The following is a 23,270-nucleotide window of genomic DNA, read 5'->3' as shown; positions in this document are numbered from 1 at the left end:
CCGGCTCAGCGGCCTTTGCGGTACCGTTGGCTGACAATTTTGAACTCAAAACCACTGCCGTTGGAGGTGCTTTCGAACACCGTTTTGGCAATGTCGTGGGGAAACTTTTTGCCTTTGCTTTCGGCGTATTCTTTTTCCATGTTGGCCAACAGGTTTTCCAATTCGGCGGGGATGAAACGAATCACGTTTCGCCCGGCGTACTGAATCCCGGCGGCCGCCAACAGTTGACGGTCAAATTGCAACAGCGGATTGGAAAGCTTCCAAGAAAAGTACAGTCGTTTTTCAGTCGGTGGGTCGGTGTTGACCGTTTTCTTCGGCGATCCGGCCAGATTCGATGCCATCTCGATGACATTGGCTCCGCCGCCGCCGAATGCGGCCAATTCAATTTTGTAAAAATCCAGTTGTTGGGCGTAATCTTTTTTGCCTTTGGCGTTAAACGTCAGCTCCCAACGCTCCCAGCGGCCGATGATATCGTCGCCTTCGCCCTTGGGACCGGGTGGGCGGCTGTCACCGGCACCGGTTCCGGCGGTTGATGCAGCGGCATTGGTGTCCGAGGTCGTCAACGAGGCCGCCACACTGCTGACCGCGTCGGTCACCGCTTCGATCGTGTCGGCCAAGGTGGGCTCCATCAGATCCTCCACCTCCTCGGCTCCCGGCGGTTCAAAGTCACGCTCGAACCCCTCGGGGTTTTCACCGCGACCGGCCGGATTTTCGATGATCGGCGCCAACGCCAACGGTTTCGGTTCGCCACTGAGTAACCAGACGACAAACATCATGAAAACGAACGCCCCGAGAAACAAAATCAGGGCCAGGAACAACGACGTCAGCGAATCAAAGCGGCTGATCCGCAATTTGGCTCGCTCGGCACCGCGTTCGTCCATGCGATCATCGTCCGCCGCAGCTTTCGACGACGATCCTTTTTCTTGTTCGCTGACCGTTGCCATCGCTAGTTGTCTCCGTCCAAAAATTGGTATCCGGGCCGCATCGTCGTGTACCACTGCTTCCATTGCCGCTGGGCATTACGAAGTTCAGTGTTGTTGGGATCGTCCGGCATTCCGAAACCTTCAAATTTGCGGCTGATAAATCGTAGCCCATCGCGAGCGTATTGCCGAACGCTTTCATCGGGGTCACTGAGCGCAAAAATCAGCGCCGGGACGACACGCAGTTCGTCACTCATGCCCAGCAGCTTGGCCGATACCCGCCGGGCTTGCCAGGACTTGCTGCCGCGGACCAATCGTTCCAGCCGGTCTAATTGGGCGGCGCGTTTGACCGGATCGGTCGGCAGCACCGCGTTGTCGGCCAGCGCCTTGCCATCCAGCGCGTCGGCTCCGTCGGATTCCAACAAGTCCAACATTCCGGTGACCGATTGCGCCGGGGCGTTTTGTGTCGCCTTGCCGCCTTGCAGTTTCGCATCGCTAACGTCGGCGCCGAACTCGCGACCACCAATTGTCGTCGCACTCGCACCGCTGCCCAGCGATTTCTGGGTGCTGCGAATCAGGAACAGGATGGCAAACGCGGTGCTGACCGGTGGTGATGTGTGGGCCGTCGGACTCGTCCATCCCCCTTCTTCGGTCTGCAGAGATTTCAGTTCGCCCACGATTTGGTTGTACCATGCCGGACTTTGGTCGGCCGGCTGGCCTTTGGCGATCTCCAGAAAACTCTCGTAGCGTTCAATCGTGTAGACGATATAGAAATACCAGTATTTCAAACCGGCATCATTGGCGGCGTTGGCCTGACGCCATCGGTCCATGCCATCAACCGCACGCAAAATCGGCTCTTTGGGCAACTTGGCCGTCTTCCGTCGATTGGCATTGAGGTCTTCCTTGTACAACTTGATCGCTTTGGGAAGCCCGACGATTCCGGAGTCATCATCCAAGACCGATTCACCCCAAACCCGCAATGCGTCGCCGCCGATCAGCACGCTACTGCCGCCAGCGACGGCCATCGAAAGGCTGGTTTTTTCCTGGGTAATCAACTGGTTGCCGGGCGGTACTTTGCCGTGGTAGGGCCAGGGACCGTTCACGTCCTGAACCCGCAACAGCCACTGCACCGCAGCGACAACCCGTTCGTATTTCAATTTGAAACCGGCCCGGTCAAGCGTCCAAATCGCCAGCATCACATACTGGGTTTGGGAAACGTCGCCGAGTTTTTCGCCGGGGTACCCGAACCCACCATGTGGCATTTGGTGTTCATCGAAGTAGCGCTGGAACGTTGTCAATTCCGAACGAAATCGGTCGGGGCTAATTGCCGCCAGCAACAACACCGACACGGTCGCTTCGTAGTGCCCCTTGCTGGAGGGTCGGACGCTTAGATCGGCGGCAAATTTTTTCGCTTGCCTGATTCCCTGCGCCACGACCGGGTTGGATTCGTCGTGTTCGACTTTGAAATGCGCGTAGGCACAAATCACCTCTTCGCCTGGAGATTTACCGGCCTCCTTCTCCAAGAATCGCAATCCCCGATCGACCATCTGGACCACCACCGGATCGTCCGGCGTGTAGGCCAGCACCGGGCCGGCGATCAGCCAAGTCAACAAAACAGAAAAAATTGCTGCCCGGCCTGGTGACGGGGCCAAGGAAACGACCGGCAACCGGTTGCCAGTCGCATTCGGCACGGATTTCTGCGGAGTTGGCCGTACAGCCGGTAAAGTCTGTCGATCGCTCATGATCGGTTTGATTCGTTTATGAGAGTTGAACTTTCGATGTTCGCTGGCATCGTTTGCGATGAACCAATTGACGAGGCACGGCATCATACCCTACTATCCCAAAAGTTCGAATGAACCTTCCAACGGGTCAGGTAGCTCAGTTGGTAGAGCACGGCCCTGAAAAGGCCGGTGTCGCCGGTTCGAGCCCGGCCCTGACCACTCTTTTCGCTCGCCCCCCCAAAGAAATTCATGTTCTTTCCGGGGGAATCTGCCAGGCAGTATTCCAACAAGGTCGGAATTGTTGCCCATCGCACTCGGTTGCAAAATGCGTCTTTCAGAGATTCTGTCCGAGAAATTTTCTGTGCAGCTGACTTGATTCACCCAAAATGAATCGCGTTGCAATTCTTTAGGCGATCTTCTCGCGCGATGCTGAACAGCGATTTACGGTTTTTTTGAAAAAGTTCCGCCGTTCGGACGCCCACTTCTTTCACTCCGTGATTCTCGGACGCATTCGCTGCGCCGCCCCGATGGAAAACGCGGTTTCTGAATTCGCAACGCGTTCGCACAGCCACATCCGCCACGACAAAAACGATTGGTGGCGGTAAACTGGCCGCACGACTGGACTGCTCGCTCCGCACCAATGACTGGAAAAACGTGGGAAATTCATCTGACGATCCATCCAATCGCCCTGCCGCCGCTCCCAATCCCCCATCTGCTGGGACTCAAGACTCTGGGACGCAAGACTCTGGGGTCCCATCAAATTCCGACCCCGGTTCACCCCAGCAATCCGGTGGTGATCAGCATTCCGGTGGCGAGCAATGGGGCACGCGACTGGGAGTGATTTTGGCGGTCGCCGGTTCGGCGGTCGGACTGGGAAACTTTTTGCGTTTTCCGGGCCAAGCCGCGGCCAATGGGGGTGGCGCCTTCTTGCTGCCCTACTTCATCTCGCTGCTGATCCTTGGGATTCCGCTGTGCTGGGCCGAATGGACGATGGGTCGATTCGGCGGTCTGCGAGGGTTCAATTCGGCACCGGGCATCTTTAGCGTGGTCTGCCGAACACCCAAAGCCCGCTACTTGGCTGTTCCGGCATTGTTGATCCCGCTGGTGATCTACATGTATTACGTGCTGATCGAAGCCTGGTGCCTGGCCTATGCGGTTGCCTATGCCAATGGAACGTTGATGCAGGGGGCGGATTCGGAAGCCTACACTTCCTTTTTTGATGGCCTGGTCGGCACTGGCAAAGACGGCGCGGTACTGGGCGGCAGCACCAACCTGCTGTACTACGTTGGTTTCACGTTCGTCCTGAACTTCATCCTGATTTACCGCGGCGTCGCCAAGGGGATCGAAACGTTTTGCCGCATTGCGATCCCATTGATGGTGATCTGTGCGTTGTGTGTCTTGTTCCGCGTGTTGACGCTGCCGGCGGAAAAGGTCAACGCGGGTCTGGGATTCATGTGGAACCCTGACTTTTCGGCACTGTTCAACCCCGAGACCTGGTTGGCAGCCTCCGGACAGATCTTTTTCTCGCTGTCGGTCGGCTTCGGAGTGATCATCAATTACTCCAGCTATTTGAAAAAGAAAGACGACGTGGTGCTGAGCGGATTGACCGCGTGTAGCATGAACGAGTTCTTCGAAGTCTGTCTGGGCGGATTGATCACGTTGCCGGCGGCGTTCATCTTTTTGGGTGCCAGCGCCGGTGAGCAAGGCACGTTTGGACTCGGATTCATTGCCCTGCCCAATGTGTTCGCCCAAATGCCATGGGGCGGCCAGTTCTTTGGATTCCTGTGGTTCTTCATGCTGTTCCTAGCCGCCATCACAAGCAGCCTGTCGATGCTGCAGCCGGTGATTGCATTTTTCGAAGAAGGATTTGGGCTAAAACGTCATGCGTCGGTTTCGATGCTGGGTTTCATCGCCCTGTGCGGCAGCGGATTTGTGCTGTACTTCAGCGCCGAGATGAAAGCGTTAGATACCTTCGATTTCTGGGTGGGAACTTTCCTGATTTTCTTGCTGGCGATGATCCAGGCCGTGATGTACGGCTGGGTGTTTGGCATCAAGCGCGCCGCAGTGGAATCAGAGGTCGGGTCTTTCATGAAGATTCCAACGGTCGTTCAGTACATGCTGAAATACGTTGTGCCGGTCTACTTGAGCGTGATTTTCGTCAGCTTCATTTGGAACAATGTGCTGGACAAGGTCAACGCCGAAACCGGGGAGCGAACGCCGGGCTATCTGTCAAAAATTGCCAACGATGACGTGATTTTCATGTCCCTGTTGTTCATTGGCGGAACGATCGCGTTCCTGACGCTGATGGTTCACTTGGCTGGAAAGCGTTGGATCAAACAAGGTCGGTTTGACAACATCGGTTGAACGCCCGTCCGGATACCCATCAACGGAAACTTTGCATATGAATTTTGCTGGTTGGATTGTGATGACCGCCTCGGTCGGATCGGTCATTTCGCTGCTCGTTTTTTGCCTCTACCGCGTGCTAACATTGCCGCCGGCCCCGGATGACGATGCCAAATCATGAAACCGGTTTGTGTCATCAATGTTGTCGGGCTGACGCCACGATTGCTGGCTCACGCACCGACGATCCGATCGTTGGCGGGAAACCCAACGCCTGATCAATTAAAGAGCGGCTGCGAAAATTTTGCGCCGTGGACCAGCCCGTTGCCGGCGGTCACCTGTGTTTCCCAAGCCACCATGCTGACGGGAATGTCGCCCGGCCAGCACGGTATCGTTGGCAACGGATGGTATTTTCGTGACACCCAAGAAATACGTTTCTGGCAACAGGCCCGATCGCTTGTTCAGGGTCCCGCATTTTATGACGACTATGAAACCGCCAAAATGTTTTGGTGGTTCAATCAATCGTCGACCGCGCGGTACAGCTGCACGCCCAAGCCGCATTACGGCTGCGACGGCAGCAAAGTCTTTGACGTGCTCGATCACACCGGGTGCCAGCTAACCCAGCGTCACGGGCCGTTTCCGTTTTTCAGTTTCTGGGGCCCCGGCGCGGGACTTCCATGCAGCCGCTGGATTGCCGATGCGACGGCCACGGTGCTGCGTGAAAAAAAGCCACAGATCACGCTCGCCTATCTGCCCCACCTAGATTACGACTTCCAACGGTTGCCAGAACAAGATCCGCAGCGGGTTGCCGAAGTCGACCAATGTGTGGGAACCATTGTCGCCGCCGCCGATGACATCGGTGCGCAGGTGGTTGTCGTTTCGGAATATGGTCTGGTTCCGGTCAGCCGTCCGGTGTATCTCAATCGAGAATTGCGCAAGCAGGGCCTGCTGTCGGTCCGTCGTGGTCCGTTCGGCGAAATTTTGATGCCCGGCGAATCCAAATCCTTTGCCGTGTGCGATCATCAACTGGCGCATGTTTATGTCGCCGATCCCGATCTAAAACCGATGGTCCGATCGACGCTGGAATCGATCCCCGGCGTCGGCGGTGTGTTTGAACCCGGCGAATTGGAATTGGATCATCCACGCAGCGGAGAACTGATCGCGTTGGCCGATTCGGATGCCTGGTTCAGCTATTACTACTGGGACGACGACCAGCTGGCACCTGATTTTGCTCGCACGGTCGACATCCATCGCAAACCCGGCTACGACCCTTGCGAATTGTTTCTCACCAGCAAACTGCGCGCTGCGGCCCGGTTGATGCAAAAGAAGCTCGGCATGCGGTACAAAATGGACGTCATCCCCCTCGATGCCACGCTGGTCCGTGGTAGCCACGGATTACACGTCGATCCGGACGACGGACCGTTGGTGATCGGCCCCGCTACAGCCGGCCCGCTGCCGACCGACATGCGAGAGTTCGCAGCGTACGTTCGCGCGTTGTTGACCTAGGCGATGCGTGCGGCACTGGAATACCGCCCGGCCATCGATGGGTTGCGGGCGATTGCCATTGTTCCGGTGGTCCTGTTTCATTTGAACCCGGCGCTGTTACCCGGCGGCTACCTAGGCGTCGACGTGTTCTTTGTGATTTCGGGTTATCTGATCACACGCGTTCTGCTGCGAGATCTGGCCAACGAAAAATTTCGCATGCGGGACTTCTTTCTTCGCCGCCTGCGTCGATTGGCACCGGTGATCTTGGCTGTCGTTGCGTTCTGTTTGCTGAGCGCCTGGATCTGGTTCACTCAGGCCCAATTTGTTTTTGTAGCCAAACAGTCCTTGGCGTCGCTGCTGTCGGTGTTCAATTTTTTTGTGCTCAGCACGCTGGGCGACTATTGGGGCCCCGCGGCATCCAGCACCAGCCTGTTGCATCTATGGTCACTGTCGGTCGAAGAACAGTTCTATCTGATCTATCCCTTGTTGCTGGCGTTGGTTCACCGCTATTGGCCGCAGCGGATGACAGGGTTCTTGATCGCGCTGGCGGTGATCAGTGGCCTGGCCTATTCGATCGTCTCGGCGGTCAGCCAGCCGGCAGCGTTTTACTTGCTGCCCACGCGAGCCTGGGAACTGACAGGTGGCGGAATCCTGGCATCGATCGTCAGTCGCCCGCCTAGCCAGCGCCCTAAAACCGCTGCTGATCTGGACGTTCGCGGATTGCTGTCCGGCAATGTGGCTGGCGCTGTGGCGCTGGCGATGATCATCACGCCCTATTTTTTCTCAACACACAACCAATCCTCGATGATTGGCATGATCACTGTCGTGGTGGGCACGATTCTGATGTTGACCAATGATCAATCCGGTTCAGATCAATCGGGTCCAGCCGTCCCACCCAACCATCCCTCACGCTGGTTGGCGTTACCGGCACTGGTCTACGTCGGTTGCATTTCCTATTCCTGGTACATGTGGCATTGGCCCCTGATTGTGATCAACGATCTTGCCGGATTCTATTTTTCACCGTGGTCGGTTGGGCTGGCCGGATTTGTCGCGGCGATGGCGTCGTACCACTTGATCGAACAACCGACACGTCGTCGACCAGGTGTGGTCCGCTGGATCGCCGCGGGGTTTGCCGTCGTAGCAGCAGTGGCAATTTTGGGGCTGTTCCCACGGCCGACACCGACCATCGATCGCGATCTGTTTGCCACGCCGGTTTGGTACGGCAGTTACTACAACGCAGTGAAAACAGACACTTCCGGTCAGTGGTACCAACAGATCATGGCTGATGTTCGCGTGCCACAACGCGACGGCGCCAGCGACGCTGGCATCGAGCACGGCATCTTGCTGGGCACCGATGGGTCGCCACAGGTGGTTTTGTTTGGCGATTCCCATGCCACCATGTGGGCGCACCTGATCGCCGATCAAATCCGCCAACGCGATCAATCGCTCGCCGTGTGGGCGATCAACGGGATGGATCCGGTCCCCCTTGAATACTCTGTCGATGCAGCCGATCTGGACTCAAAGGGTCTGTCGAACAAACAACGCTATGACATGGCCCGAATTAAACAACTACGGCGATGGAAACCAAAGCTGACGATTGTCGCGATGCGCTGGTCGTGGCGTGACCCCGAGCGATTGCCGGAGTTTATTCAATTTGTCGCCGACAATAGTGACCAGGTGTTGCTGATCGGTGCCACTCCGGAATTGCGAATCGGTGACCAAAATGCCATCGACTACCTGGCATCCAGCGGCATCGCTCCGACCCAGGAAAACCAGTACCTGCCACGCGCCCTCAGTCCCAAGATTCGCGATTCAACCGCGCTGGTTCGCCGACTCGCGCGATCGATTCCAAACGTCCAGTACTTGGATTTGCAACCGCTGTACGAATCCGAATCGACCGCACTGGTATTGATCGGCAACGAGTGTTTGTATCTCGACGACGATCACCTGACTGAATTTGGCGCCCAACGGGCCGGCGAAACATTCTCGCGGGTGTTTGATCAAATCCTGCAGTGACTGATCACCGCGTTTCACTCAGCGGTCGCCAAGACTTCTGTCGCATCGGTCCCCAGATAGCGCTGAGCGATCTCAGCGATCGCGGCTTGATCGACCGCGCGGATATTGGCCAATGACTGGTCCAGGTCGACGTAGTCGTTGTGCATCAGGAAACGACTGCCGACGCTGAACAGGCGATTGCTCGGCCGTTCGCTCTGCATGATGTAGCCGGCGGTGGTCTTGTTGATCGCTTGGCTCAGTTCATCGGGCTTCACACCATCATCGACGATTTGCTGGATGATCTGGTCAACGAACCGACGATTGGATTGCATGTCGTCTGGGGCACAGACCAGGTAGGTGAACCAGGCACCTTGGTCACTGAACTCCTGCGGCCAGCAGGTCGCGACTTCGGCGCGACCGGTGTCGATCAATTCCCAGAACAACCGACTGCCGCCCTCATCACCCAAAACCGATGCCAATAGACGGGCGGCGTAGCGCTGCTTGCTGCCCGAGGTGGGACCCTCGGCGATTCGAATCAAATAGGCTTGAGCGGCATCCGGGATCGCGACTCGAGGATTCATTTCGATGCCTTCGGGCAGGCGATCCAGATCATCCGGGGACAACGACTCGCTCGCACAGCGATCCGACCAGTGCGCCGTCCGCTGTTCGATTTCGGCGACCAATGAATCAAAGTCGACGTTGCCGGTCGCAGCGAGCACGATGTTTTCGGGACGATAGCGCGAGCGAAAGTAGTCCTTCATTCGCGCGGCCGTCATGGCTTCGATCGATTCGCTGGTCCCCAACACGCGGCGGCCTAGTCCACGCGGTGAAAAATGAATCTCCATCGCGCGTTCGAACCCGCCAAACGGCGGCTGATCTTCGTACTTGGCGATCTCTTCCAAAATCACTTTGCGCTCGGTCTCAAATTCGCTTTCGTCCAATTCCGGTGACATCATGTCGGTCAACAGATCAACGATTCGGTCTTGGAATTTGGGCAGCACCGTTGCGTAATAGACGGTTTGCTCTTCCGAGGTGTACGCGTTGGACTGGCCACCGAGTTCGTCCAGTTCGCGGTTGACGTCTTCGGCGCTGCGACGTGCCGTTCCTTTGAACATCATGTGTTCCAGGAAATGGCTGAGCCCTGATTGCGGGTCAAGCTCGTTGCGTGCACCGGCGCGGACGAAATACCCGAGCGACATCGAGTAGCTGCGGGAGTCTGTTTCGGCAACGATCCGCAGACCGCTCGAAAGCGTAGCGTGTTTGAATTCAGGCATATTTGTTTGTTAACGTCGGCTGGTCAAACCGATAATTTTTCCGGTCCCAGGGTCACGATTCGATAATCCGCCGGCGGATGGGTTTCCCAGTAATCTTTGACATCGTCGAGCGTCAACGACTGAATGATCTCGCTGAGTTCTTCGGTCGTCAGAGCGCGGCCGATCTGCAGGAAATCACTGGCCAGCGAACTGGCGCGAGAGGCACTGGATTCTTGTTCCATGATCAAGCCGCTTTCGATGCGGACCTTCCATCGATCCAGTTCACTCTGCTCCAAATCCACGGGCAGGTTTTTGATTTCGCCGAGTGTCACGTCCAAGGTTTCTTGGGCTCGCGCCGGAGTGGTGCCGGCATAGCCAAAGATCCCACCGGCGTTGACCAACGAATGACAGCTTGCCGAGACGGTGTAACACAGTCCCCGTTTTTCGCGGACGCGGTCGAACAATCGGCTGCTCATCCCATCGCTTAGGATGCCGACACCGGCACGCATGCGAAAGTAATCGGGATGCCCATACTGGATGCTCGGGAACGCAAACGCGATGTGTGTTTGGCTACTGTCGGCTTCCAGATGTTCATAAGCCGGATGGCCGTCCGGCGTCGGCGCTGCGGGCACCGGATTGGATTTCCAATCACCAAACACAGCTTCGATTTGCTCCACCACCGCGGCTGGATCGACGCATCCGGCGACGGTCAAAATCGATCCGCCGGCATGGTAATTGGCTTGATAAAAATCTTGGACGTCTTGGCTGGTCAGTGCCGACAGCGATTCGCAGGTGCCCTGATTGCCGCGTCCCAAACGCGACCCATACTGCAATTCACGGACACGTCGCATCACCCGCTGGGTCGGTTCATCCTCGATCGCACGCAGTTCTTGGATCATCATCATCCGCGCGTCATCGAACTGGTCGGCCGGCAGGTGCGGTCGGCGGACGATGTCGCTATACAGCTTCAGCGCCTCACTGAAGGATTCGGTCGGCATGGCCGATCCGAACGAGACCGTGGCGGTCGAAACGCCACTGTTTCGATCCATGCCCAAGTTATCTTGCACGGCGACTAAATCGCGACTGCTGTAGTGGCCGGCACCGCGCTGCACCATCTCGCAAACCATCGATGCCAATCCCGCCGCAGGGCTGGATTCATATTCGATCCCGCCTCGTAACGACAGGGTGAATGCGGCGGTCCGCAGCCAGGGCATCGGCTGGACCAACACAGTCATGCCATTGGACATGGTGTGGGTGGTGATGTCGCCCGCGACAGAAGTTGCAGGGATAGGCATGTAGGAATTCGTTAAAGGGAGATGGGGCGCGAGTCGACAGAAACTTCGCTCGCTAGAGCCCAATTGAAACCACATCGACGGTTTTGACGCGGCCGATCAGGGTGTGGCTGCTGACGTCGTCGACATGAACGTCCAGCATTTGGCCCGCTTGGCGACGATTGCCGTCAAACACAACGATCCGGTCACAATGCGTCCGGCCGGTCATTTGCAGAACCATTGCGTCCGGATCGCTTTGATCGGCTTTCTTGCTGGGGCCCTCAACCAACACCTGAACGTCTTGCCCAACCAGTTTGGCGTTCTCTTCTTTGGCGATGCGATTCTGGACGTCTAGCAAGCGATGGTTGCGATCGGCTTTGACCTCTCGCGGCACATCGTCTTGCAAACGCTCGGATGCCTTGGTCCCAGGGCGGACACTGTATTGGAAGATAAAGCTATTTTTGAAACGACAGCGTTCGATCAAATCGATCGACTGCTGAAAGTCTTCTTCGGTTTCACCACAAAATCCGACGATGAAATCGCTGCTGACCGCGGCGTCGGGCAAAATGTGTTCGATCCGCTCGAACATTTCCATGTATTCGGCGATCGTGTAACCGCGTTTCATTCGTTTCAACACCACATCGCTACCGCTTTGGGCGGGCACATGCAGATACGGTGACACCTTGGGCAGATCACGGACGGCGATCAACAACCGCTCAGTCATGTCTTTGGGATAGTTCGTGACGAACTTGATCCGCTCGATCCCGTCGACCTCGTGTAACATTTCCAACAGCGACGTCATGTCAGTCGTTTCGCCGTCGGCGTTGTACTTGTAACTGTTGACCGTTTGTCCAAGCAGTGTGATCTCACGACAGCCCTGCTCGGCCAACAGACGGGCTTCGGACACGATCTGCTGTGGCACACGTCCTTGCTCGGGACCGCGGGTGTTGGGCACCACGCAATACGTACAGAATTTGTCACAGCCGATTTGGATTCGCAGGTAGGCCTGGAACGGTGTCGGCCGCATGCTCGGGTCACGCAGCGGGTCGAATGTTTCGTGACTGCGTGCGACGACGGCTTGCTTGTCGTCTTTGCGGCCCAACGACACCGCCATCTGACGTCCTTCGCCATCACGAATTTTGGTCAACAGTTCAGGGATCGCGTGCAGTTGGCCGGGACCGACCACCATGTCCACGTACGGCGCACGCTTGAAAATGATCTCCTGGTCTTTCTGAGCCATGCAGCCCATCACACCGATCAGTTTGTCCGGATTGGCTTTCTTGGACTCGCGGATCTTGCCCAGCGCGCTATAGATTTTTTCCTCGGCATGCTCGCGCACGCTGCAGGTGTTGTACAGCACGCAATCGGCTTCCTGCGGTGTGTCGACGACGGTGTAGCCGTGACGTTTCAGGTCAGCGATGACCATCTCGCTGTCCAAGACATTCATCTGGCAGCCGACGGTATGGATGTAGACGCGGTGTGTCATAACAGTGGGCTTCGTTTGAACGGGCGTCGCCGGCGAGTGGTCTACGGTGACCCGCTGAACGCAGTGGACAGCGGGCAAATAGACAGGAACTAAGTCGTCGGCGCCGGCTTTCGCTTGGGTTTGTAAATTTCAGTGGCGGTGCCAAAGTGGACCTCGCCGGCGTTCATCAACGTTTCGCTGAGCGTCGGGTGCGCGTGAACGCTTTCGGTGATGTCATGTATTTCACATCCCATCTCGATCGCCAACACGGCTTCGGCGATCAATTCGCCGGCGCCCGAACCGACGATTCCACAGCCGACCACGCGATGAGTTTCAGGATCGATCAGCCACTTGGTCAATCCATCGGTGATGCCCAGTGCCTGTGCCCGCCCGCTGGCCGCCCAGGGATAGACTTCGACTTCGACTTGAATGCCATCGCGCTTGGCTTCGGTTTCGGTCAGGCCGGCCCAGGCGATTTCGGGGTCTGTGAAGACAACCGCCGGGATCGCTTTCTTGTCGAAACTGGATGCCTTGCCCGCCAAGACTTCGGCAGCAACGCGGCCTTCGTGGGTCGCTTTGTGCGCCAACATCGGATCACCGGCAACGTCACCGATCGCCATGATGTGGGGATCGGCGGTGCGTTGTTGGGAATCACATTCGACAAATCCCCGGGCGTTGACGACGACAGAGGTATTTTCCAGTCCCAGCCCGCGGGTGACCGGCCGCCGACCGATGCTGACCAAAACGCGATCGAATTGTTCGTGCCCGAAATGACTCGGACCCTCAAACGTGACTTCGATCTTGTCACCGACCTCGGTCATCGAACCGACTTTGGTGTTGATCAGCACGCGGCCTTCGCACAGTTTGTCGATTCGTTTGGCGAGCGGTTTGACCAAGTCGCGGTCGGCACCGGGCAACAGGCCTTCGGCTAGCTCGACCACCGTGACCTTGGAACCCAATTGGGCATAGACGCTGCCCATTTCCAAACCGATGTAACCGCCACCGACGACCAACATGGTTTCCGGGATGTCTTTCAATGCCAGCGCCCCGGTGCTGTCCATCACACGGTCGCTGCCGATATTAAAAGCCGGCGGCATCGCGGGAACGCTGCCAGTGGCCAAGATGCAGTGGTCGAATGTGATTTGGTTGCCGACAGGAATCGACTCGTGATCGCCTTCGAGCTGCAGCGTGGTGGAATCGATAAACGAGCCACGGGCTTGGATCACGGTCACTTTGCGACGTTTGGCCAAGTTCCCCAGACCGCCGGTCAGGTTCGAAATCACTTGGTCCTTCTGCGCGCGAACTTTGTCGATATCGATCGTCGGCGGACCGGGATACTCGACTCCCCATTTGTTCTTCAGGTCGTCGACTTCATGGATGACCTTGGCAACGTGCAACAAAGCTTTGCTGGGGATGCAACCGCGCAACAAGCACGTCCCACCCAGACGCGGTTCGGCTTCGATGATCGTAACGTCCAGCCCTTCGTCGGCGGCTAAGAAAGCGGCTGCGTAACCACCGGGCCCACCGCCCAAGACAACAATGGGACAATGCATGGATTTCTATCTTCGATTCGCGTGGATGGAAAGCTCGTTGACGTTTCGATCCGCCCCCAAAAAACAACGGACGCCGAAGCGTCCGCGGCGGATAGTCCGATTGTATTAGCAAATCGGCCACGCCCATAGCGGAGCGTAGCCGAATGCATCGTGCAGGTTCGCGTTAACGCGACAAAAATTCGACGACGGCGTTGGCGTCGACCGGCAGGCTGATGTCGCTGGTTCCGGGCAGACCCAACATGGTCGCTTTCAGATTTTCGCTGTCGAAAGAAACCCAATCCAACGCGTCGGGAGTCGCATTGGCGATCACGCCACGGTAAACGTTCTTCAGATTCTCGCGGCCGCGGACTTCGATGATGTCACCCGGACGCACGATGTAGCTGGGTTTATCGACCTTGGCACCGTTGACCAGAAAATGGCCGTGGGCGATGCCCTGACGCGCTTGGGGACGAGTCTTGGTGAATCCGACACGACGAACGATGTTGTCCAAACGACGCTCGCACATCAGCAACAACAATTCACCGGTGTTACCCGATTTACGGCCGACGGCTTCAAAGTAGCGACGCAGCTGACGCTCGCCCAACCCATAATAATGTTTGATCTTTTGCTTTTCCTGCAATGCCGCCCCGTAGTTACTCGGACGACGACCGCGGACGTGCATCCCGGGCGGAGTGTTGCGGCGATCAAGCGCCCGGACCGCGCCGGCTGTTTCGTAAATCAGGGTGCCAAGACGACGGTTTACGCGTGCTTTGGGGCCAGTGTAACGTGCCATGAAACGTAGTTCTCCTGCGTCGACGACCGCGTCGGTTCAGACCGGATGCGGCAATCATGGGTAAAGGGGGGCTGCGAATCGCGAGGCCCAATTCGGGTCCGCGACAGAATCGCCGCCGGCGTGATCCGCAGCTGCACAGGGCAACAATTCCCTGTGGCGGTCACGCATCGGATTTTCGGAAGCCGCAGAGTGTCGCTGCTCAACCGGGATTTTTCAAGGGCAACGCCCCATTTTCGAGCACCGAAACATTGCCGGCCACCGGGGTCTGTCCCCAGCGGGATGCCAGCATCACACTGTTGATTCCCGACCCGATACCCAACATCGCCACCCGATCCCCCCCGCTCAGCTCGCCCCGCGCCGCCGCAGCAGCCACCGTCAGGGGCAACGCCACCGAACCGGTGTTGCCCAGCCAGGGAAATGTGATGCTGTCTCGATCCAACGGCAATTCCATCGATTCCAACATCGCAGCTCGATGGCGCCCCCCTACTTGGTGGCAAATCGAGCGATCAATCGAATCGCGACTCCACCCGCTTTCGGACAATAATTTCGCAAACCCGGCAACCCCCGCGGCAATCCCCTCGGCCATCAACTGCTCCGAATCCGTCTCCATCAGCGGATTCATGTTCGCACCGGCGGAATCGCTGGCACTGACGCACAAATCGTGAAACCGGGTCCGCGCCTCGGCGATCCCAACATCGACGCTGGAGGCATCGGCAGCCAATCTCGCATGGGACAGCAACCAAGCACAGCTGCCCGACCCGATCGTCAACGATGCAAATGCTCCCTTGATGTCCTTGCGTTTAAGGGTCGAGTCCGCAATCAACGCGTTCATTGTCGATTCCAACAACATCCGGCTGTTCTCGGTCCCCACCACGATCCCCGCTTCGATCGCACCGGATTCGATCATCATGGCGATCTGAACCGCTCCGTTGATCACTCCCAAACAGGCATTGGAGACGTCGTACACCCAACAATCCGACGACAGCCCCACGCCGTGGTGGACTCGTGACGCGGTGGCGGGTTCCAGAAAATCCCGACAAACGCTGGCATGTATCAGACAGCCGACTCGTCCGGGATCGATCCCCGCCGCCTCGATCGCCAGTTTGGCCGAGCGAATGCTGGGTCCGCTGGGCATCGTGCCCGTCGGCCAAACGCGTCGCTGGGCAATTCCCGACATCATCTCCAGACGGCCCTCGGGAAGTTTCAGTCGTTCGTACAGCGGTTGCAGCCGGCGTTCGATGTCGTCGCTCGACCAGACTTCCTCAGGGACCAACGCGCCGATGGACGCCAATCGAACGTTCTCAAACTTCACGCGTGGTTTCTCCGTCTGTCGCTGATTCAGTTGGGTATCTACCCGGTGTTGCCAGGTTCTGGATTTATAAACCGCTGTGAAATGTTTCAACAGCCTTGGTGCGGTCAATTGCAGGGATATCACGATCGCAGTGGCACCTAGCAAACAGCCCCCCCACCAGCCGACACGTCAGTTTTGAAGTTGTGATTTGATGGTAACCCGACGCGTCGGGCTACCAAAAACCAATCCCTCACGCCGCGCCGCTAGTCGATCGGAAAGCCTTCTCTCACCTCACATCAAACGCCCCGGGCTTCCTCATGGGCGTGTTAGCTAGCAAAAGAAAGGGTTGCTAGCACTGCCTGTCGTGCTAGCACGAGGCAGTTTTCACAAGATGTAGAGAATGTTTGGTTCTGGTGAAAGACACGGCTATTTTCCTCGCCGCACGGGAGACACGTGGATGTCACGCGTTTCCGACTGCCACCGAACCGCTGGGCGGTCCTGATACCAAGGACGGATAAGAGTGACTCCATGATGGATGTAAAACGCTCAATCCCTATTCATCTTTTCAGTCTTATTCGCCGCCGTTTTCGGCTCCGATTGGCGCTGGTCCTTGACCGGTCGACCGATCGATGTGGCCGATTTCTGCTCGGTTCGGTGCAGAGTTTCTCGACTCTTCCCTGCTCATTCATTGGTACAGCACGCTGCTGCGCCACCGTTCATGCATTTCGCGACTTTTATGAGGAAACGTCGGATGTCTAACCAAGCTGTTCAAAGCAAACCTGTGATCGGCATCAATTGCGATTTCAAAGCTGCTGATCGAAATAAGCCGGGGTTTGCCTATCTGGCTGCCGGTTATTTCCAGTCGATCCAGTCGGCCGGCGGAATCCCAGTTGTGATTCCACCCACGGATGATCCCGAAGCGGTGGCCCGAGCCCTCGAGCTGGTCGACGGGTTCATGATGATCGGCGGCGCCGATTTAGATCCTCGCAACGATGGGTTCATGTTGCACGCCAGCGTGCGACCGATGGATCCGGTTCGCGAAACCAGCGACCGTTTGCTGATCGCTGAAATCGCCGAACGACGCATTCCATTGTTGGCGATCGGTGCCGGCATGCAACTGATGAACATCCAACAGGGCGGCAACCTGTTCCTGCATATCAAAGAAGACTTGCCGTCCGCCGTGCCCCACCTGGACCCGCATGACCCCAACCATCGCCACACGTTGGAAGTCGAAAGCGACTCGCTGGTCGGACGTGTCTTTGGCGACGGCGAAATCCGAGTTAGCAGCCGCCACCACATGGCAATCGATGAAGTCGCTCCCGGTTTCCGGGTCACCGCACGCTGCCCCGATGGCGTCGTCGAAGCCATCGAAAGTGAAATGATGGACTGGTTCGCAGTCGGCACCCAGTTCCACCCCGAATGCAGCGCCGCCTCGGCGCTGGACGTCAGGATCTTTGAAGAATTCATCGAAGGCATCTGCGAAGCCAAGGCCCAAGAAGCCGACAAGCTACGCCTAGTCGCCTAGGCGCGGATGATTCATGGCATTGGCATTGATCGACACAAATTCATCGTTGGTCAAAGCGCTACGAGAGCCTGTCAGAAAACATTTTTCGCCAATCAGCCGGCACGCACTAGCGCCGGTTCCTTGGACCGTGCAAAGCTGGTAGCAAGGAACCGTGAGTTAGCCCTCAACGGCTGATAATCGGCTATCTTGTGGTGATGACACGCCAATTCTTGCCATTCGTTTTCAGCTCGCTGTGGGTGCTGTTTGCCGCTTCCCAGGATCTTGCACAGGATCCCACCCAGCTGCCTGCACCGCGGATCATCACCTGTGGCTGGAACGCGCCAACGGCTTCGCAGTTTGCACGTGACATCGACCAGATGCCTGGCGATCTGCCGCTGACCGGTTGCGTGATGACTCTGCACGCCGATTCGGGCAACCCCAACCCGCTGGCCACCGCACACAGTCGCGACGATTGGAGTCGGTTGAACGTGCAACGGTCGATCGATGCGGTCACCGCGGCAACCAAGCAGCAGATGGCTGACAACTACCTGTTGCTAAAAGCCAACCCGGGCGACATTGATTGGCTAGATGACGACGGTTGGCAAATCATCAGCGAACACTATCGCATCGCTGCTCGGCTTGCACGCCAGGCAGGATTGAAGGGGTTGCTGTTTGATGCCGAACCTTACACGAAACCGTTTCGGCAATTTCATTACACGCGGCAACCCGGCGCCCGCAAACATGGCTTTGACGAATACCAGTCGGCGGCGCGTCGACGCGGTCGCCAAGTCATGCAGGCGATCGCTGATGAATTTCCCGATGCCGAACTCTACAGCTATTTCCTGCTCAGCTATCTGATCGATGATCACCCCCATCGCGGACCCTCACCGGTCGGCCGATCGGATGCGAACTGGTGCTTGGCCGCGCATTCGTATGGATTGTTGCCGGCGTTTGTGGATGGCTGGTTGGATGTGATCCCGCGGACGATGACGATCATCGATGGCTGCGAGAACGCTTACTGGTTTGAAACGGAATCGCAGTTCGCCGACTGTGCCGAGGGCGTCCGCAGTCGCGGGCGACAATTGATCGCCACCGAGAATCAACCCAAATACGACCGGCAAATCCGTGTCGCCTTTCCAATCTACCTGGACGCGATTCATCCGACGCTGGCCGGGACCTACACGCTGCAGCCCGATCGCAGGGATCGACTGGAATTGCTGCGTCGCAATTTGTCCGCCGCACTGCAACACAGCGACTCTCTGGTCTGGCTGTATGGTGAACACGGCCGTTGGTGGCCGCCGGCGACGGACCAAGCGTTGTGGCATGGCAAAGACACGTTCCCGCATTGGGAAGAACAATTGCCCGGGATCTCGCAAGTGATCCGTGACGTGGTCGCAGCGACTCGATCGCCGCAACCCGATGCTGTCACGACAACGGACAATTCAGCATCGCCAAAGCCAACTTCACTGAAGCCCTCGGCAGCGGACCCCACGCCAGCGTCGGTGTCCGCCGAGGACGATCAACTGCACGCAACCGAATTGGACGTTCAACCGGTGTGGGAAAGCTGGCGGGACAACGATTCCGGCGCGGTCGTGTTGCAAGACGGCCAAGTCACGATCACCGGTTCACTCGACGGCGCCGGACTGGCGATGCTGCCCGTCGAACCCAACACGCGCTATATGATCCAAGTCCAGGTGGTGCAACAAGGCCGCGGATTGACCTGTCTGTCGCTGCGTTGGAGAACCTCCGACGGCAAGTGGGCGTCGACCAAGCATTATGACGTCGTTGCGTATCCGCCCGATGGTGATCCGACACAGCCGCGTACCATCACGGCGGTCGTTCTGTCCCCACCGACGCCGCATCAAATGGTGGCCATTTGTAGTGCCTCGCAGCAGTTGAGCGATGACGACGCCGCACTGTTTGGCAATCTGATGATCGGCCAAGTGGAAGAGTAACGCAAATCGATGTTTTTTTCGTTTCTGTTGTAAGACGGTGTGACTGCAGACGTGTAGAACAACGAGGTCCTGATTGTTTGGCGATTTCCATGTCTTTACGAGTCACCCCTTGTCCGTTGCACCGCTGACACGACCGAGTTTGCTGCTGCGGCTGCGTGATCGCGGTAACCACGAAGCGTGGAGCGAGTTTCTGGAGCTGTACGAACCGGTGATCTATCGGATCGCCAAACGCCGGCAAATGCAGGACGCCGACGCCCGAGAAATTGTGCAAGAGGTGCTGCTGCGGGTGGCACGAGCGATTGATCGATTCGATCCGGACACCGCCGGTTCGTTCCGTGGTTGGCTGTCACAGACCACACGCCGCGTCACCGTCGACCGATTTCGCCGCATGGCCAATCGTGAATCAGCGATCGGCGGTCCAACCGATCTCTTGAGCATCCAGCGTGACCCGGTCGTTGACCAGTTGCAGTCGGAGTTCGATTGCCAGCAGCGACGCCAACTGTTTCATTGTGCGGCCCAGCACGTTCAATCCATGGTCTCCGACACCGCCTGGCAATCGTTTTGGCAAACCGCGGTCGAAAACCGGACGGCCGACGAAGTCGCCGCGCGATTGGGGACCAGCCCCGGCGCGATCTATGTCGCTCGCTGCAGGGTGCTGAAACGTATCCGAGAATTCATCGAGCAACGGGAGGCGGATTGAGATGGTTGCTGCCAACTTCCCCAGCCCGACCGAACAGCCGGACCAACATTGCAATCAAGCCACGCTGCTGCAACTGTTGGACGAAACGTTGCAGGGCGATCCGCTGCGCGTCGCCGAGAGCCACCTGTCGTCCTGTGTCATCTGCCGCCAACGATTGGAAACGCTGGTCGCTGATCCATCCTGGTGGCAGGAAACAAGAAGTGTTTACACGTCCCATCAACAGGCAGCCGTCAACGATGGCTGGAGTCTGGGACGTCCCTCCGCCGCATTGGTCGCGGGCTCGGACGCCATGCTGGTTTGGCTGCGATCGATTTTGCGTCCCGATCAGCACGGCCAGGCATCGGTGCAGCATGCGACTTCACTGGGGACCCTTGATCGCTATCGAATCGACTCCATTGTCGGCAGCGGCGGCATGGGTGTTGTTGTTGCCGGCTATGACCAACAGCTGGCTCGTCCGGTCGCAATTAAATTCCTTGCGCCACACCTGGCCGGATTGGCACCGGCACGGCGACGCTTCGCCCGCGAAGCACGCGCGGCCGCAGCGATCACGCATCCAGCGATCATGCCGATCTATGGAGTCAATGAGAATTCTCACCCGCCGTATTTAGTCATGCCGCTGATCGGATCCGACTCCGCGGGTCGCAGTTTGCAAGACCGGATCAACGACGAAGGCCCGTTGCCGCTGGAGACAGCGATCGACATCGCAGCCCAGATCGCCGAAGGGTTGGCTGCCGCGCACGAACGCGGTGTCATCCACCGCGACATCAAACCCGGCAACGTCCTGCTGGAAGAAAACAGTCCCCGAATCCTGATCGGTGACTTTGGTTTGGCGCGAGCCATCGATGATGCAACGGTGACCGTCAGCGGCATGGTCACCGGCACGCCCCAGTACATGAGCCCTGAACAGGCGGCCGGCGACGACATCAGCCGGCAAAGCGATCTGTTCTCGTTGGGCAGCGTGCTGTACGCGATGATAACCGGCCGCCCTCCATTCACCGCCGATTCGCCGATCGCGGTGCTGCGCAAAGTCATCGACACTCAACCACGACCGGCCACGGTTCGCATCGAGTCGCTGCCGGCATGGGTCGACCGCTTGTTGGAACGGTTCCTGGCCAAAAACATCACCGAGCGGATCGCCACGGCGGATGATGCGGCGAGATTGCTGCGCAAAGTGGAACTGCATCTGCGTCAACCGTCTGCCAACGAACTGCCCAGCGAGTTGCAGCCGCCCACCAGTCGCCGCGGCCTGGTGGCGACAACCACAGCTACCCTGACCGCAATAGCACTGGCCGTAGCGACTCTGGCCGGAACAACTCTGGCCACAGTGCTCGTCACATCCGCTCTGACGCAAAGCCCGTCGAATGACGAACCGATGGCAACTCAACTGGCGACAGTGCCATCCACGCCGGCCGCCAAACAGTCAACACGCAAACAGCCAACCGACGCGCCGCCACCGGCGGACAATGATCGTGAACCGATCTGGGAATCGATCCGCCCCACTCGCAATCCGGTGACGATCGCTGCAACGCCCCCAACACCCGAACCCAATCTGCCACCGGAAATGTTGTGGCTGTGGCCGACATTCCCATCTGACGTGCAGCGGATTCACAATGAATTGCTGCAGATCGAAAACCAGACTGCCGGTGGCCGACCAGCACCGGTCGCTTCATCCGCTGACCACTTCTCCCCCTCGTTCTGACCAAGGATGCAAACATGACTCTCAAACATCGATCTTGGAAACCGATGCGGATCGGCAATGGCAAAATTGCATTGCTGATCACTGCGGTTGCCGTAAGTTGCTCCGGCACTTGGTTTGGCTGGTCGGCAACTCGGGCGGTCGCACAAGACGACGAGCCAACGGTCACCCGATTTGAAACCTACTGGGAACCGCAACAAGATGGCGAAACGACCCGCTTGGTACCAAGAACAAAGACCATCACTTCTGCCGGCGTAAGTTCTTTGAACAGATTGTCGACCTTTGAACAATTTCCCACCAACGCACCGACGCTGCCGCACGCTCGCGAAGTGGCCGAGTTGGCGAAGCAAATCGTGTCAGCTTTCGCGGCGGACGTGTCCACAGATGCCCCGGTCGGCCAACCGTTGCCCGGCGATGACAACCCCAACAGTCCGAAAACCAGATTGATCGAGATGTTGGGCGACCAATTTGATTTCATGCACGATCAGCAACAAGCTCAGATTGACGGCTTGGAGGCCCGACTGGAAAAACTGAAGTCCCAACACCAAGCCCGCGCAGAGGCTCGCGAGGAGATCATCACACGTCGCACGAATGAACTTCTCGGGCGCCCCGATCCGCTGGCATGGGATCCCAATCCGTCCGCGCGCATCAACTATCCCGCCCGCACCGGCGGTTACCCAACCGCCCCAGTGACCTTCGGTGCACCCGCAAACATACAGTCCCGCCCGCAGATATCCACGGCCCCTCGAGAACTGCCGCAACAACCATCGCTTTCCTTCAGTGCTCAACCACAAACCTCATCGTCAAATGGTTCTTCAGGCCGGCCATTTGCCAACCGTTTTGATCCCTCTTCTGCACTTCCTATCGATGGGGCATTGACTCGGAATTACGACACCCTGATCCAAGCTTTGGGAGAGTACTCGGTCATCGCAGGGAAATCGACGCGTGAGCGATTGAATGATTCGGTCAGGCAAACAAAATCACTGTTAAAACGCGCCGAAGCCCAATTGAAAGAAAGGCGTGAGAAATCGGGCCAACCGGGGGCAGAGGCATTGCAGTCGTTGATCGAAAAAACCGAGCGAACACTCAAGGTCGCCGACGATAAACTCAATCAACTGCCCACGCCAGCGATCTCAGCACCTGCCTTGCCAACGAATCGTGAGACGCCAACTTTTTCACTGGATGAATGAACCGTCGACTCGGCCTTCCATCCCGGTCACCGGCATCGGGCAGGCCGGATTCATCGTTTCCGAACGGGCTCACTGAGCCCAGTCGGATGAAGAAGCCCCACGCACTGTCGCGCTGGTATTCAAGCTGCGCTTCTATAGGGTAACCCGACGCGTCAGTTT

Annotated in this window: 16 protein-coding genes and 1 tRNA gene; 9 read left to right on the top strand and 8 right to left on the bottom strand. The window is 57.7% G+C overall.

What is annotated here, in order from left to right:
- Positions 1 to 5: 5 nt before the first annotated feature.
- Positions 6 to 944, bottom strand: coding sequence for a hypothetical protein (locus NHH03_RS20465; RefSeq protein ID WP_253159124.1), 939 nt, complete (start codon positions 942 to 944; stop codon positions 6 to 8).
- Positions 945 to 946: 2 nt separating this feature from the next.
- A complete protein-coding gene (locus NHH03_RS20460; RefSeq protein WP_253159122.1) occupies positions 947 to 2,749 on the bottom strand; it encodes a hypothetical protein in 1,803 nt (600 codons plus the stop codon).
- A gap of 38 nt (positions 2,750 to 2,787) precedes the next feature.
- Between NHH03_RS20460 and NHH03_RS20455 the strand changes: the two genes are divergently transcribed.
- The 4 genes from NHH03_RS20455 to NHH03_RS20440 all read left to right on the top strand — a co-directional run bounded on the left by NHH03_RS20455 (position 2,788) and on the right by NHH03_RS20440 (position 8,482).
- A tRNA-Phe gene (locus NHH03_RS20455) sits at positions 2,788 to 2,860 on the top strand.
- Positions 2,861 to 3,295: 435 nt separating this feature from the next.
- Positions 3,296 to 5,005 (top strand): sodium-dependent transporter, encoded by a 1,710-nt coding sequence (locus NHH03_RS20450; protein WP_253159120.1) that lies wholly within the window; start codon positions 3,296 to 3,298, stop codon positions 5,003 to 5,005.
- Between the two features lie 156 nt (positions 5,006 to 5,161).
- Positions 5,162 to 6,487 carry an alkaline phosphatase family protein gene (locus NHH03_RS20445; RefSeq protein ID WP_253159118.1) on the top strand — a complete coding sequence of 442 codons (1,326 nt, stop codon included), beginning with the start codon at positions 5,162 to 5,164 and terminating at the stop codon, positions 6,485 to 6,487.
- Between the two features lie 3 nt (positions 6,488 to 6,490).
- Positions 6,491 to 8,482, top strand: coding sequence for an acyltransferase family protein (locus tag NHH03_RS20440; protein ID WP_253159116.1), 1,992 nt, complete (start codon positions 6,491 to 6,493; stop codon positions 8,480 to 8,482).
- A 14-nt stretch (positions 8,483 to 8,496) separates the two neighbouring features.
- Here NHH03_RS20440 and NHH03_RS20435 read toward each other — a convergent pair whose 3' ends face one another.
- The 6 genes from NHH03_RS20435 to NHH03_RS20410 form a co-directional block, all read right to left on the bottom strand.
- Entirely contained in the window at positions 8,497 to 9,735 is a 1,239-nt protein-coding gene (locus tag NHH03_RS20435; RefSeq protein WP_253159114.1) for a M16 family metallopeptidase, read from the bottom strand.
- A 23-nt stretch (positions 9,736 to 9,758) separates the two neighbouring features.
- The gene (locus tag NHH03_RS20430; RefSeq protein WP_253159112.1) at positions 9,759 to 11,009 is read right to left on the bottom strand and encodes a M16 family metallopeptidase; all 1,251 of its coding nucleotides are present in this window, start codon (positions 11,007 to 11,009) and stop codon (positions 9,759 to 9,761) included.
- A 52-nt stretch (positions 11,010 to 11,061) separates the two neighbouring features.
- Positions 11,062 to 12,471, bottom strand: coding sequence for a tRNA (N6-isopentenyl adenosine(37)-C2)-methylthiotransferase MiaB (miaB, locus tag NHH03_RS20425; RefSeq protein ID WP_253159110.1), 1,410 nt, complete (start codon positions 12,469 to 12,471; stop codon positions 11,062 to 11,064).
- An 89-nt stretch (positions 12,472 to 12,560) separates the two neighbouring features.
- Complete coding sequence (gene lpdA, locus NHH03_RS20420; protein WP_253159108.1) at positions 12,561 to 14,003, bottom strand: dihydrolipoyl dehydrogenase; 1,443 nt, start codon at positions 14,001 to 14,003, stop codon at positions 12,561 to 12,563.
- A 163-nt stretch (positions 14,004 to 14,166) separates the two neighbouring features.
- On the bottom strand, positions 14,167 to 14,775 hold the full coding sequence (gene rpsD / locus NHH03_RS20415; protein WP_253159106.1) for a 30S ribosomal protein S4: 609 nt from the start codon (positions 14,773 to 14,775) through the stop codon (positions 14,167 to 14,169).
- A 199-nt stretch (positions 14,776 to 14,974) separates the two neighbouring features.
- A complete protein-coding gene (locus NHH03_RS20410) occupies positions 14,975 to 16,087 on the bottom strand; it encodes a 3-oxoacyl-ACP synthase III (RefSeq protein WP_253159104.1) in 1,113 nt (370 codons plus the stop codon).
- Positions 16,088 to 16,817: 730 nt separating this feature from the next.
- Here NHH03_RS20410 and NHH03_RS20405 point away from each other — a divergent pair.
- From NHH03_RS20405 to NHH03_RS20385, 5 genes are all read left to right on the top strand, one after another.
- Positions 16,818 to 17,591, top strand: coding sequence for a gamma-glutamyl-gamma-aminobutyrate hydrolase family protein (locus NHH03_RS20405; protein ID WP_253159102.1), 774 nt, complete (start codon positions 16,818 to 16,820; stop codon positions 17,589 to 17,591).
- A 194-nt stretch (positions 17,592 to 17,785) separates the two neighbouring features.
- Entirely contained in the window at positions 17,786 to 19,525 is a 1,740-nt protein-coding gene (locus tag NHH03_RS20400) for a hypothetical protein (protein ID WP_253159100.1), read from the top strand.
- Between the two features lie 109 nt (positions 19,526 to 19,634).
- On the top strand, positions 19,635 to 20,225 hold the full coding sequence (locus NHH03_RS20395; protein ID WP_253159098.1) for an RNA polymerase sigma factor: 591 nt from the start codon (positions 19,635 to 19,637) through the stop codon (positions 20,223 to 20,225).
- Between the two features lies 1 nt (position 20,226).
- Positions 20,227 to 21,924 (top strand): serine/threonine-protein kinase, encoded by a 1,698-nt coding sequence (locus NHH03_RS20390; protein ID WP_253159096.1) that lies wholly within the window; start codon positions 20,227 to 20,229, stop codon positions 21,922 to 21,924.
- Between the two features lie 14 nt (positions 21,925 to 21,938).
- Positions 21,939 to 23,111 carry a hypothetical protein gene (locus NHH03_RS20385; RefSeq protein ID WP_253159094.1) on the top strand — a complete coding sequence of 391 codons (1,173 nt, stop codon included), beginning with the start codon at positions 21,939 to 21,941 and terminating at the stop codon, positions 23,109 to 23,111.
- Positions 23,112 to 23,270 lie beyond the last annotated feature (159 nt).

Source organism: Stieleria tagensis (genome assembly GCF_024129865.1).
In the GTDB taxonomy this organism is placed as follows: domain Bacteria; phylum Planctomycetota; class Planctomycetia; order Pirellulales; family Pirellulaceae; genus Stieleria; species Stieleria tagensis.
This window is presented reverse-complemented; position numbering and strand designations above follow the sequence as displayed.

Excerpts from the sequence above, each read along its gene's own strand:
- NHH03_RS20465 (WP_253159124.1), bottom strand. The coding sequence starts at position 944 with ATGGCAACGGTCAGCGAACAAGAAAAAGGATCGTCGTCGAAAGCTGCG.
- NHH03_RS20460 (WP_253159122.1), bottom strand. The coding sequence starts at position 2,749 with ATGATGCCGTGCCTCGTCAATTGGTTCATCGCAAACGATGCCAGCGAA.
- NHH03_RS20445 (WP_253159118.1), top strand. The coding sequence starts at position 5,162 with ATGAAACCGGTTTGTGTCATCAATGTTGTCGGGCTGACGCCACGATTG.
- NHH03_RS20440 (WP_253159116.1), top strand. The coding sequence starts at position 6,491 with ATGCGTGCGGCACTGGAATACCGCCCGGCCATCGATGGGTTGCGGGCG.
- NHH03_RS20435 (WP_253159114.1), bottom strand. The coding sequence starts at position 9,735 with ATGCCTGAATTCAAACACGCTACGCTTTCGAGCGGTCTGCGGATCGTT.
- NHH03_RS20430 (WP_253159112.1), bottom strand. The coding sequence starts at position 11,009 with ATGCCTATCCCTGCAACTTCTGTCGCGGGCGACATCACCACCCACACC.
- miaB (WP_253159110.1), bottom strand. The coding sequence starts at position 12,471 with ATGACACACCGCGTCTACATCCATACCGTCGGCTGCCAGATGAATGTC.
- lpdA (WP_253159108.1), bottom strand. The coding sequence starts at position 14,003 with ATGCATTGTCCCATTGTTGTCTTGGGCGGTGGGCCCGGTGGTTACGCA.
- rpsD (WP_253159106.1), bottom strand. The coding sequence starts at position 14,775 with ATGGCACGTTACACTGGCCCCAAAGCACGCGTAAACCGTCGTCTTGGC.
- NHH03_RS20405 (WP_253159102.1), top strand. The coding sequence starts at position 16,818 with ATGTCTAACCAAGCTGTTCAAAGCAAACCTGTGATCGGCATCAATTGC.
- NHH03_RS20400 (WP_253159100.1), top strand. The coding sequence starts at position 17,786 with ATGACACGCCAATTCTTGCCATTCGTTTTCAGCTCGCTGTGGGTGCTG.
- NHH03_RS20390 (WP_253159096.1), top strand. The coding sequence starts at position 20,227 with ATGGTTGCTGCCAACTTCCCCAGCCCGACCGAACAGCCGGACCAACAT.
- NHH03_RS20385 (WP_253159094.1), top strand. The coding sequence starts at position 21,939 with ATGACTCTCAAACATCGATCTTGGAAACCGATGCGGATCGGCAATGGC.